20 protein-coding genes are annotated in these 15672 nt (G+C 73.1%); 9 read left to right on the forward strand and 11 right to left on the reverse strand.

The features are described 5' to 3' along the window. Positions 1–710: 710 nt before the first annotated feature. From ACFY8W_RS26480 to ACFY8W_RS26490, 3 genes are all read right to left on the reverse strand, one after another. On the reverse strand, positions 711–944 hold the full coding sequence (locus ACFY8W_RS26480; protein ID WP_391110002.1) for a hypothetical protein: 234 nt from the start codon (positions 942–944) through the stop codon (positions 711–713). A gap of 85 nt (positions 945–1029) precedes the next feature. Then, positions 1030–1554 carry a hypothetical protein gene (locus tag ACFY8W_RS26485; protein ID WP_391110004.1) on the reverse strand — a complete coding sequence of 175 codons (525 nt, stop codon included), beginning with the start codon at positions 1552–1554 and terminating at the stop codon, positions 1030–1032. Further along, complete coding sequence (locus ACFY8W_RS26490) at positions 1551–1724, reverse strand: hypothetical protein (RefSeq protein WP_391110007.1); 174 nt, start codon at positions 1722–1724, stop codon at positions 1551–1553. Before ACFY8W_RS26490 ends, ACFY8W_RS26485 begins: the two co-directional genes overlap by 4 nt. A gap of 155 nt (positions 1725–1879) precedes the next feature. Here ACFY8W_RS26490 and ACFY8W_RS26495 point away from each other — a divergent pair, with 155 nt between their 5' ends. Beyond that, entirely contained in the window at positions 1880–2116 is a 237-nt protein-coding gene (locus tag ACFY8W_RS26495) for a DUF6480 family protein (protein ID WP_391110010.1), read from the forward strand. Between the two features lie 236 nt (positions 2117–2352). On the opposite strand, the gene ACFY8W_RS26500 is transcribed toward ACFY8W_RS26495, so the two are convergent. Then, entirely contained in the window at positions 2353–2766 is a 414-nt protein-coding gene (locus ACFY8W_RS26500) for a VOC family protein (RefSeq protein ID WP_391110012.1), read from the reverse strand. A gap of 176 nt (positions 2767–2942) precedes the next feature. Here ACFY8W_RS26500 and ACFY8W_RS26505 point away from each other — a divergent pair, with 176 nt between their 5' ends. The 4 genes from ACFY8W_RS26505 to ACFY8W_RS26520 all read left to right on the forward strand — a co-directional run bounded on the left by ACFY8W_RS26505 (position 2943) and on the right by ACFY8W_RS26520 (position 4955). Further along, complete coding sequence (locus ACFY8W_RS26505) at positions 2943–3140, forward strand: hypothetical protein (RefSeq protein ID WP_391110015.1); 198 nt, start codon at positions 2943–2945, stop codon at positions 3138–3140. A gap of 99 nt (positions 3141–3239) precedes the next feature. Then, a complete protein-coding gene (locus ACFY8W_RS26510; protein WP_391110018.1) occupies positions 3240–3800 on the forward strand; it encodes a hypothetical protein in 561 nt (186 codons plus the stop codon). A gap of 16 nt (positions 3801–3816) precedes the next feature. Then, entirely contained in the window at positions 3817–4515 is a 699-nt protein-coding gene (locus tag ACFY8W_RS26515; protein WP_391110020.1) for a hypothetical protein, read from the forward strand. Further along, positions 4512–4955, forward strand: a complete 444-nt coding sequence (locus tag ACFY8W_RS26520) for a DUF4383 domain-containing protein (RefSeq protein WP_391110022.1) — start codon at positions 4512–4514, stop codon at positions 4953–4955. Before ACFY8W_RS26515 ends, ACFY8W_RS26520 begins: the two co-directional genes overlap by 4 nt. 191 nt (positions 4956–5146) lie before the next feature. Here the strand turns inward: ACFY8W_RS26520 and ACFY8W_RS26525 are convergent, their stop codons facing one another. Beyond that, the gene (locus ACFY8W_RS26525) at positions 5147–6094 is read right to left on the reverse strand and encodes a methyltransferase domain-containing protein (protein ID WP_391110024.1); all 948 of its coding nucleotides are present in this window, start codon (positions 6092–6094) and stop codon (positions 5147–5149) included. Further along, positions 6091–6240: a hypothetical protein gene (locus ACFY8W_RS26530; RefSeq protein ID WP_391110026.1), complete on the reverse strand. Its 150-nt coding sequence runs from the start codon at positions 6238–6240 to the stop codon at positions 6091–6093. The genes ACFY8W_RS26525 and ACFY8W_RS26530 overlap by 4 nt, the downstream gene beginning before the upstream one ends. 172 nt (positions 6241–6412) lie before the next feature. On the opposite strand from ACFY8W_RS26530, the gene ACFY8W_RS26535 reads away from it, so the two are divergent. After that, entirely contained in the window at positions 6413–7378 is a 966-nt protein-coding gene (locus tag ACFY8W_RS26535; RefSeq protein ID WP_391110029.1) for a TIGR03557 family F420-dependent LLM class oxidoreductase, read from the forward strand. Between the two features lie 38 nt (positions 7379–7416). Here ACFY8W_RS26535 and ACFY8W_RS26540 read toward each other — a convergent pair whose 3' ends face one another. Next, on the reverse strand, positions 7417–8745 hold the full coding sequence (locus ACFY8W_RS26540; protein ID WP_391110031.1) for an MFS transporter: 1329 nt from the start codon (positions 8743–8745) through the stop codon (positions 7417–7419). Between the two features lie 250 nt (positions 8746–8995). Between ACFY8W_RS26540 and ACFY8W_RS26545 the strand changes: the two genes are divergently transcribed. The 3 genes from ACFY8W_RS26545 (at position 8996) to pucL (ending at position 11317) form a co-directional block, all read left to right on the forward strand. Next, the gene (locus ACFY8W_RS26545; protein WP_391110033.1) at positions 8996–9691 is read left to right on the forward strand and encodes a DJ-1/PfpI family protein; all 696 of its coding nucleotides are present in this window, start codon (positions 8996–8998) and stop codon (positions 9689–9691) included. Between the two features lie 87 nt (positions 9692–9778). Further along, positions 9779–10198, forward strand: a complete 420-nt coding sequence (locus ACFY8W_RS26550) for a nuclear transport factor 2 family protein (protein ID WP_391110035.1) — start codon at positions 9779–9781, stop codon at positions 10196–10198. 198 nt (positions 10199–10396) lie between these two features. Further along, positions 10397–11317 (forward strand): factor-independent urate hydroxylase, encoded by a 921-nt coding sequence (pucL, locus tag ACFY8W_RS26555; protein ID WP_391110038.1) that lies wholly within the window; start codon positions 10397–10399, stop codon positions 11315–11317. A 34-nt stretch (positions 11318–11351) separates the two neighbouring features. On the opposite strand, the gene ACFY8W_RS26560 is transcribed toward pucL, so the two are convergent. The 4 genes from ACFY8W_RS26560 to ACFY8W_RS26575 all read right to left on the reverse strand — a co-directional run bounded on the left by ACFY8W_RS26560 (position 11352) and on the right by ACFY8W_RS26575 (position 15574). Continuing rightward, a complete protein-coding gene (locus tag ACFY8W_RS26560; protein WP_391110041.1) occupies positions 11352–11972 on the reverse strand; it encodes a TOPRIM nucleotidyl transferase/hydrolase domain-containing protein in 621 nt (206 codons plus the stop codon). Between the two features lie 182 nt (positions 11973–12154). Further along, entirely contained in the window at positions 12155–12988 is an 834-nt protein-coding gene (locus ACFY8W_RS26565) for a crotonase/enoyl-CoA hydratase family protein (RefSeq protein ID WP_391110043.1), read from the reverse strand. Positions 12989–13058: 70 nt separating this feature from the next. After that, positions 13059–13874 (reverse strand): helix-turn-helix domain-containing protein, encoded by an 816-nt coding sequence (locus ACFY8W_RS26570; RefSeq protein WP_391110046.1) that lies wholly within the window; start codon positions 13872–13874, stop codon positions 13059–13061. 290 nt (positions 13875–14164) lie between these two features. Next, positions 14165–15574: an amidase gene (locus ACFY8W_RS26575; RefSeq protein ID WP_391110048.1), complete on the reverse strand. Its 1410-nt coding sequence runs from the start codon at positions 15572–15574 to the stop codon at positions 14165–14167. Positions 15575–15672 lie beyond the last annotated feature (98 nt).

A 15672-nucleotide genomic window follows, 5' to 3' on the forward strand; every position in this document is an offset into this window, starting at 1 on the left:
CGGCCCGCTACCATTTGTTGAAGACGCGAGAGTTGAAGGAGTAAAGAACCGGCTCCGGCGAAGACCCGCCCACCCGGCGCAGACCCGCCGGGGCATGCCGAAGGCGCCGCCCTGGGCGGCGCAGCCTTCCGATAGCCGACCTCCTCGCAAGCCCCCGTGACGCCCTTTCGGACAGCCCGTACGAATGGGCCCGCCAATTAGAACCACCGTGAACCCGAGGGTCCACGGTGAGGACCCTCACGTTTCGCCACAGCGGCCGGAACCACACCCCCGTGCAGCCGCCGGAGGACCGCTGCGCAGGGACTTCTCCTCCGGTGAGGGAATTCCCGGAGGATGACGGATCACGCGAATTCGCCAGTCGACGTCGGAGACCTGACAGAGAAATTGACCGGAAACGACTGAACCCATCGGGTACCGGGCCGGTTGTTCGCCCGCCCGGCGCAACCTCCGGCGCGCCCGGGGCCGCGGGAGGGCGGGACGGCGGGGTCTCCAGGGCGGCCTCGCGGTGGCAGGGCGCGGGAAGCGGCGCAGGGGTGCCAGGGGTGGGGTGCCAGGGTGGTGCCAGGCGTGGGCCGCCAGGGGCGGGGTGCCAGGGGTGGCAGGGGCGGGGTGCCAGGGGCGGAGTGCCAGGGGCGGGGTGCCAGGGGTGCCAAAGGTGCCGGCGGGCTCCCATCAGGGAGCCCGCCGGGTGGGGGTTGCCGCGCGAGGGTTCAGGGTGCGTCGGGCGGGCGGCCGCCGGGAATTCCGCCGTCAGGGGCGACGCCCTTCTCCGCCGACCGCTGCCCGCCGCGGTCCCGGGGAGCCGCGTGCCGCCCCATCCGCTGCTGCGCCGCCTCCTCGCGCTCCTCACGGTGGGCCTGCCGTTCCTTGAGCTCGGCGAGGTCACGTGGGGTGGCCGCGCGCCTGCCTCCGCCTGGCTCCGTACGGCTCCGTGGTTCGTTCATGGCCGACTCCTCATCTCGTACGGGTTCCGGGTTCACCGGTCAGCGGCCCGCCGCTGACGGGCCGCGTCGGCCGGGCCCCTCGCCCTCAGTCCGCGGACGGTGAGGTCTCACCACCGCCACCGCCACCGCCACCGCCACCGCCGTCGATCGCGGTGTCCCGGTGCACCGCCGCCTCCTCGGCGGCCGGCTCGTCGTCGGGCCCCGTGTCACGCGCGGTGACGCCGCCGGGGACCAGCGGGTCGGGTACGGCGAGGCGGCCGGCCGGCGTGGCGCCGGACTCCTCGTCGAGCGGCTCGCCCTCGCCGCCGGGAAGATCTCCGACGTCGTCGCCCTCCCTCGGCGTCACGTCGGGTTGCTCCTCCGCGAGGCGGTCGTCGAGGGGCCTGCCTTCGCGCTGCTCCTCGGTCGTCGTGCCACGGCGGGTGACCACGCTCGGCCTGTCGGGCGGCGAGAATCCCGGTTCCTCGGGGCCCTCGGCCGGCTCGGCATCGAGCATGTTCTCCGGGTCGAGCGGGCCGCTGGGCCGGTTGGGGGCGTCCGAGCCGACCGGCTGGTACACGTCGTCGCCGCGCGCGTCCACGCCCGCGTCAGGATCCTTCGGCGACGTCACGTCTCTTCCCCTTCCTCCTGCTCGTCGGGCGGGTCCATCAGAGGTTCGGGGTCGCGCCATTCCTGGGCACGCGTCGGGTGGCCGGAACGGACCTGGCCCTCGACCTCCTTCTTGCGTTCGTCGTCCAGGCGGGGGGCTGACTTGCTGCTGCCGCGCTGAGGCGTCGTCATGGCTGTCCTCCTCGTGCGCACGCTGCTGATCGGGTATGGGCGTACCTCGCACCGCGAGTACCCGGTCGGGACGAATGAAACCGGCCCGACGGGGCAGTCGTCGGACCGCACGGCCGTGCCGGCGTGCCGGAGCCCGCTAGCAGGAGGTGACGGCCATGACCGTCCCGAGCAATCCCGATCCCGACCCCCGCTCCACGACGGGTCTGGAAGCCGGGGGCAGCGTGCCTCCGGGAGAGACCCCTCCGGCGGAGTCGGGGACGAGCACCGGCGTCGGCCCCCACCGCCGCCCGACGCGCGGATGGGCCGCCGGCCCGCTCGTCATCCTGTTCGTCGTCGTCCTCTTCGTCGCCCTCTTCTTCGCGGTGTACGGAATCGTCCTGGCCACCCGCTGAGGTTCGCGGAGCCGACGCACCCGGCGCAGGCGGCGGCACCCTGCCCGCAGGGTCCCGCAGAGCTGGGGAGGCCGCGTACGGGCACCCGCGGAAGCCGCGTACGGGCAGTCCCGGAGGCGGCGGAGTGAGGGTGCCCGCGGAGACGGCGGCGTAAGGGGGCCCGCCCAGGCGGCGGCGTACGGGCGGGCCCGGTCCGGCCCCTCCCCCCGGGTCCCTCCCCGTACGCCGCTCCGTCCTCAGCCCTGGTCGGTGATGTTGACCATCCAGGTGATGCCGAACCTGTCCGTGCACATGCCGAACACGTCGCCCCACATCTGCTTCTCCAGGGGGACGGAGACGTCGCCGTCGGCGGACAGCTTCTCCCAGTAGCCGCGCAGCTCGTCGGCGTCGTCGCCGCTCAGGCTGACCGCGTAGTTGTTCCCGGGCCTGTGCTCCATGCCGGGCGGCTGGTCGGCGCCCATCAGCGTGAAGCCGCGGTCGGTCTCGAGCATGCCGTGCATGATCTTGTCCTCGTAGCCGGGCGGCGTCTGCGAGCCGAACTCGCCGTAGCCGCTCAGGCTGAGCGTGCCGCCCAGGACGCCCTTGTAGAACTCCATGGCCTGCCGCGCGTCGCCGGAGAAGCTGATGTACGGGTTGAGTCGAGATGCCAAGGGATGCTCCCTTCAGGATGACGAACGATGTCAGATCGCCACCCTAGGGCGTTATGGGGGGATTTGAGCGTTCCGGCGGTTCTCGTCGCCCGTCCGGTCGCGGGGCGATGTCTGTTCCGGCGCCCGTCGGGTAGTCGCCGTGCGAGAAGCGCGGAAGCGGAGAGGCGGAGAGGATCATGGGCAGGCAGGCCGAGACCCGGGCGAACGACGGCGGTACCCGCTGTCGACGCAGGCTGACGGACGAGGAGTTCGTCATGCTGATGCGGGAGGCCCGAGCAGCGGCACGGCGCTGCTCGGTCGGACGCCCGCCCGCTGACGAGACCGACTTCGCGCTGCGCTCGCAGCACGCCGAGTTCGGCGCCGCCGCTCACTGACGGGACGTGGCCGGTTGCCCCCACGACCGGCGGTTTCGGCCGTCGGCAGCCGGGCAGTCGCGGGACGAAGGAGCCCGTCACAGCCAAGGGGGCCGGCTCATGTCCACAGGCACCGTTCTGGCCATCGTCATTCCGATCGCGGTCGTGATCGTCCTGGTCGTCCTGGCCTTCGTGCTCGACCGACGCAGACGGAACCGGCTGCGGGAGCGTTACGGCTCCGAGTACGACCGCACGGTCGACGAGGCGGGCGGCCGACGCGCCGCCGAGTACGACCTCGGCGCACGCGAGGAGCGGCACGACTCGCTCGACATCCGCCCGATCGACGAGGACCTGAGGAAGCGCTACCTGCGTGAGTGGCAGGGCGTACAGGAGCAGTTCGTCGACCACCCCGAGACGGCGGTCCACGACGCGGACCGGCTGGTGACGGCGGTCATGCGCGAGCGCGGCTATCCCACCGAGGACTTCGAGCAACAGGTCCGTGACCTGTCCGTCGAGCACGGCCGCACGCTGGAGCACTACCGCGCGGCACACGACGTCGAACACCTCAGCTCACGACACCAGGCCACCACCGAGCAGCTGCGCGGGGCGATGATCCACTACCGGGTCCTCTTCGACGAACTGCTCGCCGACGGAAACCAGCCCGGCTCCGGCCGGACCTGAGAGGCGGGACTTCGGCATGCGCGACAACGACACTTCCGGACGGGCCGGCAGCGGCCTGTCGACCGAGGACATCGCCCGGGGCCCGGGCGCGAGCGAGCGTGCGCGCGGGAGCGAGCCCGTGACCGGGCCCGAGTCCGGGACGGGACGTGAGGCCGGCGGGGAGGGTGACACCGGCTCCGGCGCGCCTCCCACGTACCCCGGCGAGAGCGTGCCCACGAGCGGTGAGGACGCCGGCACCGGCGCGGGGACCGCGACCGGCACCCGTCGGGACAGGGAGGGTGACGACCGCGCGGACACCGCCACCGTGGCCGGCGCCGAGACCGGCGCGGAGACCCGTGCCGACACCGGCGCGGAGACCCGTGCCGAGACCGGCGGCGACACGGGCGGCGTGAGGGCGGACCGCCCCGCGGACGAGTCGCCGCGGCTGATGGAGCCCACGGACGAGGAGGGCTTCCGGACCCGCTGGCACGACATCCAGAGCATGTTCGTGGACGATCCGCGCGAGGCCGTGCACGCGGCGGACACCCTCGTCGCCGACGTGATGCAGAAGCTCGCCGCCACCTTCGCCGACCACCGGCGAACGCTCGAAGGCCAGTGGAAGCAGGGCGAGGGCGTCGACACCGAGGACCTCCGCACGGCCCTGCGCCAGTACCGCTCCTTCTTCAGGCGGCTGCTCAGCCACGGCGCGGACGACGCGAGCGAGGGCTCGGCATGACGACCCCGGGGCGCCCGACGGCGGGAACGGCGCCCGTGCGGACGGCCGCGCTGCTGATCGGCATCGTGTTCCTGGCGGCCGGGGTGCTCGGCTTCATTCCGGCCGTGACCACCGGCTACGACTCGATGACCTTCGCCGGGCACGACTCGGGCGCCGAACTGTTCGGCGTCTTCCAGGTCTCCGCACTGCACAACATCGTGCACCTGCTCTTCGGCATCGCGGGCATCGCCATGTCCCGGACCGCGCCCGCCGCCCGTTCCTTCCTGGTCGGCGGTGGCCTCGTCTATCTGGCCCTGTGGGTGTACGGCCTGCTGATCGACCGCACCGACGACGCCAACGTCATCCCCGTCAACGAGCCCGACAACTGGCTCCACTTCGGCCTGGGTCTGGCGATGCTCCTCCTGGGCCTGCTGCTCACCAGACCCCGTCGAGTCCGCTGACCGGGGCGGCGGGCCACTGGCTCCTGTCGTCAGACTCCCGTCGTCGCCCGGAGGGCGGCCCTGCGGCGACAGGTGCGTGCTCCCGGCGTGCCGGGCGCAAGACCTCGTACGGGACGCACTCGGGCTTGTACCCGGTACGGCGAGAGCGCGGGCACGGCATCGCGGGGCAGGCCGGAGGGTGACGACAGGGCCTAGGACGGGCCCGGGGCCGCCTTCCGTCCCCAGGCGGTGAGCATGCCCGCCGACAGCGCCGCGCACTCGTCGGAGTCCAGGTAGCGGATCGCCGCGTCGAGACCCGCGTCGTCGAGCAGCCCGGTGGCCGTCATGGCGGCCCGGCTCCGCCGCCACGTGTCCGCCCAGAAGCGGCTGATGGGACTGCCGGGCAGCAACGGCGGGACGTGGATCTCGGCGGCGACGCCCGCGAGGCCGGCTCGGCGCAGCAGGTACGGGTACGAGGGCACCCAGGAGACGTCGGTGCCGATGGTGGCCCGCAGTCCCTGCCACATCGCCCGCATGGCGAGCGAGTACGGCGTGCCGGGCGTCCGGCCTCGGCCGGGGTCCCCGCCCTGGTCTCGGCCTCCGTCCCGGTCTCGGCCCCAGGCCTGGTCTCGGCCTCCGTCCCGGTCTCGTCCCCCGTCCCGGTCGAGGTGGTCGCCCAGGTCGACGTGGCCGGCCAGGTCCACCGCGTCGCTGAGCACCAGCACACCGCCCGGCTCGACGAGTCCGGCCAGGGTGGTGATCAGGTGCTCGCGCTCGGGCAGGTGCATGAGCACGAAACGGGCGTGGACGAGCCGGAACCGGCCGGGGGCGAAGTCCGGCGCGGTGATGTCGGCCTCGACCACGTCGAGCCCGGCTACGGGCCGCTCGGCGAGGAAGCGTACGTCACGGTCCACGGCCAGCACGCCGTCCACGCCGGCCTCGTCGAGCAGACGGCGCGACACCGTTCCCGTGCCGGCGCCCACGTCGAGGCAGCGCCATCCCGGGCCGGCTCCCAGCGCCCGCAGTCGCGCCATGGTGACGTCGTCGTAGGCGAGGGCGCCGAAGTCGATGCGCTCGCCCTCGCCCGCCTGTTCCGGCCGGAAGACGGCCTCGCCGTACCGGCCGCCGCCGTCCGCAGGACCGGAGGGCGGCGGGGTCATCCGTGCACCCGCGAGGTGACGCTGAAGAGGCCGGTCATGGGACCCAGCGGGGTGCTGAGGTCCTCCCAGAACCCGTTGATCCACGGAAGGGCGAGCACGAGGAGGAACAGCCCTACGGCCAGCGGGATGAACTCTGGTCGGCCCATGCCTCCAGCACACCCGGGATCCGGAGCTCCCGCCCCCAGGGGTCGGCCGAACGGGTGAGCCGCCTCCTTCGCCGTCCTCGCCGCCCAGGCCGTCGCGGGCCGGGCCGAGTTCGACGGGCGGGAGAAGGACCGTGGCCGTTTACGGGCGGGCCCACGGGGCACCGCGCCGCACATGATGCACATCGGCTACACGATGATGACCGAGCAGGCCGGCCCGCGTGAGCTGGTCCGTGACGTGGTCGAGGCGGAGGCCGTGGGCTTCGACTTCTCCGTGGTCTCGGACCACGCGTTCCCGTGGCTGGAGGCCCAGGGGCACTCGCCGTACGCGTGGAGCGTGCTGGGAGCGGCCGCGCAGGCCACCTCCAGGATCCCGCTGATGACCTTCGTGACCTGCCCGACCTTCCGCTACCACCCGGCGGTGGTCGCGCAGAAGGCGGCGACCGTGCAGTTGCTGTCCGAGGGGCGGTTCCGGCTCGGCCTCGGCTCCGGCGAGAACCTCAACGAGCACGTCGTCGGCGCGGGCTGGCCGGCCGCCCGGGTCCGGCTCGACCGGCTCGAGGAGGCCGTCGGGATCATCCGGGCGCTGTTCACGGGAGAGTACGTGACCCGGCACGGACGGTACTTCCAGGTCGACGACGCCCGGCTGTGGGATCTGCCCGAGACCCCGCCGCCCATCGGGATCGCCGTCTCCGGCCCCCGCTCCTGCGCCCTCGCCGGCCGGCACGGCGACCTGCTGGTCGCCACCCAGCCGGAACGGGACCTCGTCGACGCCTTCGAAGCCCACGGAGGTGCGGGGAAGCCCCGGATCGGCCAGCTTCCGGTCTGTTACGACACCGACCGGGACGCCGCGGTGGCCCGCGCGCACGAACAGTTCCGCTGGGCGCTCGGCGGCTGGCGCATGAACGCCGAGCTGCCGCTGCCCGCGGGCTTCGCCCAGGCCGGCACGCACGTCCGCCCGGAGGACGTGGCCGCGGCCTTCCCCTGTGGCGACGATCCCGACGCGGTCGTGAAGGCCGCGCGGGAGTACGAGGAGGCCGGCTTCACCGATCTCGCCCTGGTCCAGATCGGCGGCGGGCACCAGGGCCCCTTCCTGCGCTGGGCCGAGAGCACGCTGCTGCCCGCCCTGCGCGAGCGCTGAGCCCCGCCCTCGTCCCTGACTGTGTTCCCCTCCGGAGGTCAGCGGTCGAGGGGCTTGTGGGCGGTCTCCGGCAGCCTCAGGTACACGACGGAGGAGACCAGGCACAGCGCGGCGACGTACCAGGGGAAGAGTCCCGGCCTGCCCAGGTCCTTCAGCAGGGTGCCGACGTAAGGAGCCGTCCCGCCGAAGAGCGCGACGGTCAGCGAGTACGGGAAGCCGATGCCCGCGGCGCGTACGCGCGCGGGGAAGGTCTCCGCGTTCACCGCGGCCGAGACCGAGGTGAAGCCGGTCAGCAGCACCATGCCCGCGCACTGGACGAGGAGCAGGGTGAGGAAGGAGCCGTCGAGCGCGCGCAGCAGGGGCACCACGAGCACCGCGAAGCCGAGCCCGAAGAAGAGCAGGGCCGGCTTGCGCCCGAAGCGGTCGGAAAGGAGGCCGCCGAGCGGCTGCAGCACGGTGAAGAAGGCGAGGGACAGGGTGCCGGCGAGCAGTGCGTCCTCCTTGGCGATGCCGGTGTCGAGTTCGGCGTACGTCGGCAGGTAGGAGGTCCAGGTGTAGTACGCGAGGGTGCCGCCCGCGGTGATGCCGCCGATCAGCAGCGAGGCCCGCGGGTGGTGGCGGAGCGCGTCGAGGAGCCCGGGCCGGCGGTCCTCGGCGTGCCGGGCGCCGCGGGTCTCCTCGGCGCCGCGCCGGATCCAGAAGCCCGCGAGGCTGAGCACCGCGCCCAGCAGGAACGGTACGCGCCAGCCCCAGCCGTCCATGGCGTCCGCGGGCAGCACGGCGACGAGGAGCGCGGCGGTGCCGGAGGCGGCGAGCTGGCCGATCGAGGTGGAGACGTACTGGAAGGAGGAGAACAGGCCGCGACGGCCGGGGCCCGCCGATTCCACCAGGAAGGTGGTCGAGGCGGCGAACTCCCCGCCGACCGAGAGGCCTTGGAGCAGCCGGGCCGTCACGAGCACGACCGGGGCGAGGACTCCGGCGGCGGCGTAGGTGGGCGTGAGGCCGACCAGCAGGCTGCTGCCGCCCATCAGCAGGATGGTGACGGTGAGCGCGGCGCGGCGGCCCCGCCGGTCGGCGACGGCGCCCATCAGGAGTCCGCCGACCGGGCGCATGAAGAAGCCGACGGCGAAGACGGCGAAGGTGGACAGGAGCGGGACCAGCGAGTTCCCGGTGCCGGGCGGGAAGATCTCGCGGGCCAGATAGGCGGCGAGGAAGGTGTACGCGTACCAGTCGTACCACTCGACGGCGTTGCCGACCGAGGCGGCGAGCAGCTGCCGTAACGGCCGGGCGGGCGGTGCCGGGGCAGCTGGGAAGCCCGGGGCGGGAGCGGAGGAGGAGGACGGGGACGGGGACGGGGATTCTGTCATGATCACGCTCTGCCCGCCCGTCGGACGCCCTACGCACCGCCCTGGTGGCCCGACGGCCCCCGTCAGGCGGACGGCTGCCGCCCCGGCGGTGGCGCGGAGGTCCGTCGAGCACCTTCCGAGCGACCCCATTGGATTTCCGATGACAGGCATTGCCTTCTTCATTGGATCTCTATGGGTGGGCCGTCCTACTGTCGACGGCATCACCCCTTTCACCGGCCCCGCCGGGGCCCGTCACTCCTGGAGCACCCTGATGTCGAAGATCCTTTTCGTGATGACCGGCGTCGACCACTGGACGCTGGCCGACGGAACCGAGCACCCCACCGGCTTCTGGGCCGAGGAGGCCGTCGCGCCGTACGAGGCCTTCACCGCGGCCGGGCACGAGGTGGTCGTCGCGACGCCGGGCGGAGTGGTGCCGACGGTCGACGCCGGCAGCCTGGCCCCCGAGGTCAACGGCGGGCCGGAGGGCGCCGACCGGATCGCCGCGGCCCTGGCCGCCATGGCCGAGATCAACACCCCGGTGAAGCTGGAGGACGTGGACCTCGCCGACTACGCCGCCGTCTTCTACCCCGGCGGCCACGGCCCGATGGAGGACCTCGCGGTGGACGCCGCTTCCGGGCGGCTGCTGATGGACACCCTGGAGTCGGGCAAGCCCCTCGGCGTGGTCTGCCACGGCCCGGCCGCGCTGCTCGCCGCCGAGAAGGCGGACGGCACCAACGCCTTCGCCGGTTACGAGGTCGCCGCCTTCACGAACGCCGAGGAGATCCAGGCCGGCCTCGGTGAGCGCGCGAAGTGGCTCCTGGAGACCCGGCTCCTCGAGGCAGGTCTGCACGTGAAGGCCGGCGAACCGTGGGCGCCGAACGTCGTCGTCGACCGCAACCTGGTCACCGGCCAGAACCCGGCCTCCTCCGCCCCTCTCGCCGTCCAGCTCCTGAAGAAGCTGGCCTGAGTCCCCCGGCAAGGCTGGACCGATCACCACGGGAGCCTCTAACCTCCAACCGCCTACTCAATTAATTGATTAGTCATGGAGGTCATGATGAAGTCTTTCCGTCAGGCGGTCGAGGCCGGCGACCACGCCGCGATCGAAGCCCTCCTCGCCGAGGACGTCGTCTTCACCAGCCCCGTGGCCTTCAAGCCGTACCCGGGCAAGGCGATCACGGCAGCCATCCTGCGCGGCGTCACGCGCGTCTTCACCGACTTCCGCTACGTGCGGGAGATCGTCGGCGCGGACGGGCGGGACCACGCCCTGGTCTTCAAGGCGAAGGTCGGCGACCGGGAGATCGACGGCTGCGACTTCCTCCACCTCGACGAGGACGGCCTGATCGACGACTTCACGGTGATGGTCCGGCCGCTGTCCGCCGCCCGGGCGCTCTCCGAGGCGATGGGGGCGCAGTTCGACCGGATCGCCGCCGAGGCCGCCGGGGCCGGCGGCGGCGACCGGCATTTCGGCGGGTGATCGTTCCCCGCCTCTTGTCGATCGGGGGACGCCTGTGCTGCAATCCGTGGCGAACACACCTACGGACCGGGATGCTCGTCAGTCCCGGGGCGGCCCCTCTGGCGCGGGGCCGGACGGCGGGGAGCGTCGCGCGCTGCGCGTGCGCTGGACGCCGGGCGTACGGGGACCACGATTCCACGTACCCGCAGGAGCAACGCCATGAGCAAGCACGTCCTCGCCCAGAACCAGTACGGCAAGGCCGAGAACCGCATCGTCAAGATCACCCGTCAGGGCAACGAGGGCGCCTGGCACGAGATCCGCGACCTGAACGTCTCCGTCGCGCTGCGAGGCGAGTTCCGCGAGGTGCATCTGACGGGTGACAACGGCAACTGTCTGCCGACCGACACCACCAAGAACACCGTCTACGCCTTCGCCAAGGAGCACGGCATCGCCTCTCCCGAGGCGTTCGCGATCCTGCTCGCCCAGCACTTCGTGCACTCGCAGCCGATGATCCACGAGGCGCAGATCCGGGTCGAGGAGTTCGGCTGGGACCGGATCTCCGTGCCCACGCGCGCCGAACAGCACTCCTTCGTCCGCAAGGGCCAGGAAGTGCGCACCGCGCAGGTCACGTACAGCGGTCACTCCGGGCAGCTCCAGGTCATCTCCGGCCTGACGGAACTGACCGTCATGAACTCGACCAACTCCGAGTTCCACGGCTTCGTCAAGGACCGGTACACGACGCTCCAGGAGGCCTACGACCGGATCCTGGCCACCAAGGTCACGGCCCGCTGGGCGCACTCCGCGATCGCCGCCGGCGAGCCGGACTTCGACTGGGACCGCTCGTACAAGCAGGTCAGGCGCCACATGCTGGAGGCGTTCGCCGAGACGTACAGCTACTCCCTGCAGCAGACGCTCCACGCGATGGCCGAGCGGGTCCTGGACAACTGCGGAAGCGTGAACGAGGTCCGCCTCAACCTCCCGAACAAGCACCACTTCCTCGTCGACCTCGAGCCCTTCGGCCTGAAGAACGACAACGAGGTGTACTACGCCGCCGACCGGATGTACGGCCTGATCGAGGGCACCGTCCACCGCGACGGCGTCCAGCCGGTCATCGCCACCAGCGACTGGATCACCGCCTGACGCCTTCCCGCGCGGCGCGCCGCTGCGGCCGGGGTCAGAGGCCGGCCAGCAGCGCGTCGAGCGGGGTGGGCGTGCCGCTCACCGGAAGGGCCTCGACCAGGGCCCGGCCGTAGTGGATCTTGCGGCCCTTCTTCGTGCCGAGGAAGCGGCGGAGCTGCTGCTGCGGTGTGCGGGTGCGCTGTTCGGGCTGGCGCAGGAAGGTCGTGAGGGGGCGCAGGTCGCCCTGCGCCTCGACGACCTCCCGCACCCGGGTGTGGCCGAGGGCGCGGATGAGTTCGTCCTCCAGGTCCGCCTCGCAGACGTGGAACTCCTGCCCGGCCGACACGCCCGCCCGCTCCCAGCCGCGCGCGTAGTAGCCGCGCTCGCGCTCGTCGCAGAGGCCCGTGAGGCGCAGGCCGAGGCCGGGCGGGCCGAGGAGACGCGCGAAACGGGCCACGTTCATCGCGCCGTTCATGGACAGGACGCAGACTCCCTCGGCCGCCAGGTCCCGGCCGCGGCGCGCGGCCAGCGCGTCGACCGCGGCGACGTCGCTCAGTCCCTCGAGCAGGACCACGGTCCGCACGGGCAGTCGCGCGGCGAGCTCCCGCGCCGGGTCGCCGGGGCCGCCGGCCGCCCACGCGGTGACCGCCTGCCGGAACGCCTCCATGTCACTCATGGGTCGAGTCTCCGGCCCTCGCGGGCGGCGCGCCAGGCAATTTCGGCCGGGAGCCGGGCGCTGGACTTCGCCCTGCCCCCGCCTGCCCGCCTGCCCGCCTTCCCGCGTCACGCTTCCCGCCTGCCCGCGTTCCCTTCTCCCCTTCTCCCCTTCTCCCCTTCACCCCGACTCCCGCCGACCGCTCAGCCGTCGAACGAGCCGTGCCGCCCCGCGCCCGACGCGAAGCGTGCGGCGCCCGCAGCGGTCTCGCCCGCCGACAGCGGGACCATGCCGTGGCGGAGTTCGGCCGCCAGGGCCTCGGGCTCGGGCAGGCCGTGCTGTTCGCGGACGGACAGCCGGTCGTGGCGCAGGCACAGCTGCGGGAAGGCGGCGATCTCGTGGGCGAGCGCCTCCGCCGCGGCGCGGGAACGGCCCGGCGGGACGAGGCGGTTGGCCAGGCCGATGGCGTGGGCCTCGGCGGCCGGGACGGGGCGTCCGGTGAGGATCAGGTCCATGGCGCGGCTCTCGCCGATCAGCCGGGGCAGGCGGACGGTGCCGCCGTCGATCAGCGGCACGCCCCAGCGGCGGCAGAACACGCCGAGGACGGCGTCCTCCTCGACCACCCGCAGGTCGCACCACAGGGCCAGTTCGAGACCGCCGGCCACGGCGTGTCCGGCGACGGCCGCGATGACCGGCTTGGTCAGGCGCAGCCGGGTCGGGCCCATGGGGCCGTCGCCGTCCTCCGCCACGCGGTTGCCGTGCTCGGTGCCGACGGCCTTGAGGTCCGCGCCCGCGCAGAAGGTCCCGCCCTCGCCCCACAGCACGGCGACGGAGGCCCCGTCGTCCGCCTCGAACTCCCGGAAGGCGTCGGCGAGGCGGGCGGCGGTCGGGCCGTCCACGGCGTTGCGGGCGGCGGGTCGTGACAGCACCACGGTCGTCACCGGGCCGTCCCGCTCGACACGTACGGAAGGACGGGTCTCCGCGTGGGGGCCGGGATCCTGCTCCGGCGAGGGCGACGGCGCGGCGGTGTCGGTCATGGCGGCATTCTCACGTGGCCGCCGTCGCGCCACCAGGCCCCGCCACACCGTCGGCCGCCGAGGGCCGTGATCACGGGGCGGTGGGCGTGAACAGGCTGATGTTCAGCCGGGCGCCGGGCGCGGCGGTGAGGTCCGCCAGGCAGGTCGTGAGCCGGCCGGGGCCGTGGACTGCGTGGCGCAGCGGGAGTTCGGAACCGTCGTAGAAGGGGATCGGGGCGGAGGCGCAGACCCGGTAGAGCGGGCCGGTCACCGGGTCGGCGAGGACGTCGCGTTCGAGCCGGGCGAGGCCGTCGTTGCCGGGCCGCAGCTCGGCGGCGTGCTTCAGGTGCGGCATCATGGCCGGCACCCACTGGGTCTCCCAGTCGATGAGGACGTCGGTGCGGGCCTCGGGGGCGAGCAGCATGTAACGCATCATGTTGGCCGGGGCCTGCCCGCGCGGGAAGAGGCGGCGGAACTCCTCGTTGTGGGCGAGCACGTTCCACTCGGCGTCGTGGATGAAGGCCACGGAATCGCCGACCCCGTCGATGATCCGCTGCCACACCCCGGCTATGGACATGCCGGAGCTGCTGTGCAGCGCGTGCGGCGGCTGCTCCTTGCGGATCAGCCGCCACAGGAAGGCCCACTCCTGTTCGTCCAGCCGGAGGGTCCGGGCGACCGCGGTGAGGAAGTCGGTTCCGGGGTTGGCGAGTTGACCGTTCTCGAACCGGTTGTAGGTGCCGACGGTCCGCGTGAGCAGGGCGTCCATCTGCTCCTGGCTCAGTCCGGCGGCCCGTCGCCCGGGGCCGGGCAGCCGCTTCGGGAACCCCATGGTGACGGGGTCGAGCGCGGCCCTGCGCCGCTGAAGGATCTCCTTCAGGCGGCGTCGGTCACTGGCCGAGAGTCTCATGCGGCGCCTTTCGTCCGGACTGCCTCCGGACGCGGGCCGGCGGGCTCTCCATTATCTGCATGATCATCCCCTGGAAAGTCCCGCCGCCCGGCGGAAGACTCCATCCTGCGAACCACCGGGGCCCCGGACCGAACGGGGGATCCGGGGCACCGGTGGTCGGTCCCCGCGGCAGGGCCGCGTCGGCCGCGCCGCGGACCGGAGACCCGTCAGCGGCCGGTGGGGCCAGGGCGCGCACGGGTGTCGGCGTGCCGATCGGCGTGAGGCCGCCCGGGCGGTCCGCCGGGTTCGGCTCACGCGTCCTGGATGCGGCGGAAGGGGTGTTCCGACTCCAGGGTGAAGGCGACGTCCAGCAGGGTGCGTTCGGCGCCGGGGCGGGCCGAGAACATGACGCCGACGGGGAGGCCTTCGGCGGTCGTGGTCGGCCCGGGGAGGGACAGCGACGGCGTGCCGACCACGTTGTCGATCGGGGTGAACGCGACGTAGGCGAGGATCCGTTCGATCAGCGTCGGGTACGGCACCGCCGGGTTGAGGTGGCCGATCGGCGGCGTGGTGTGGGCGAGGACCGGGGACAGGAGCAGGTCGTGGCCGCGGAACGCCGCCGCGTACGCCTCCTTCGTGCGGCGCAGCCTGCGCAGGACGCCGGGGGTGCCGCGCCAGTTCGCGAGGTAGGTCTCGCGCAGCCCGCGGCTGAGGCCGTCCATGCGGCGGCGGTCGAAGTCGGCGCCGAGGGTCCGGCCGGTGGCGCCGATGAGGAACGACAACAGTCCCCAGTAGGTGAGGAAGTCGTCGGTGAAGCGCGGGTCGATGGCCGGCCGCACGGGCTCCACGGCGTGTCCCAGCCGTTCCAGCGTGGCCGCGGTCTCGGTGACCGCCTCGCGGGTGGCCGCGTCGGAGCGGACGCCGTTCGGGGAGTCGAGGAGCAGGCCGATGCGCAGCCGGCGGCCCGAGGGGCCTTCGACCAGGCCCACGGGCGGAAGCTTGGGGTTGCGCCAGTAGCGTTCGGCGGCGGCGAGGAACGCGGCGGTGTCCCGTACCGAGCGGGTCACGACGCCGTCCGAGACGATGTCGAGCGGCAGTTGGCGGCTCTGGGCGTTGGGCACGACCCGGCCGCGGGTCGGCTTGAGGCCGACGAGTCCGCAGCACGCGGACGGGATGCGGATCGAGCCCCCGCCGTCGTTGGCGTGCGCGATCGGCACGGCTCCGGCCGCGACGAGGGCCGCGCTGCCTCCCGACGAACCGCCCGCCGAGTGGCCGGGGTTCCAGGGGTTGCGGACCGGCTCGGCGCCTTCGAACTCCGTCGACGGGCTGAACCCGAACTCGGGCAGCCGGGTCTTGCCGAGGACCGTGACGCCGGTGCTGAGGAACTGCCGGGCGAAGGGCGCGTCCCGGCGGGCGGCGCGCGGGGTGAAGGCCGCGCTGCCGTGGCCGGTGGGCAGGCCCCGCCGGTCGGTGTTGTCCTTGACGAAGCTGGGCACGCCCGCGAAGGCCCCGCCCCCGGTGAGCGCGCCCGGGCCGTCGGCGCGGTCCGCGGTCCGCGGGTCGGTGTGGAGCTGGACCGCGTGGAGCCGGCCCTCCACGGACCGTACGCGCTCCGCCGCGTCCCGCGCGACCTCGGCGGCCCCGACCTCGCCCCGCCGGATCGCGGCGGCGAGACCGACCGTGTCGTGCTCGCCCAGGGCGTCGTCCCGGAAGGCGTGCACCCTGCTCCGTTCCTCGGAACGGGAATCGGAAGGGGAATCCGAATGGGAAGTCGTCACCGCTGCCTCAGCCCCCGGCCATGTGGAATGCGTGTGGATGG

The organism is Streptomyces sp. NPDC012637 (genome assembly GCF_042954805.1).
GTDB lineage: Bacteria > Actinomycetota > Actinomycetes > Streptomycetales > Streptomycetaceae > Streptomyces.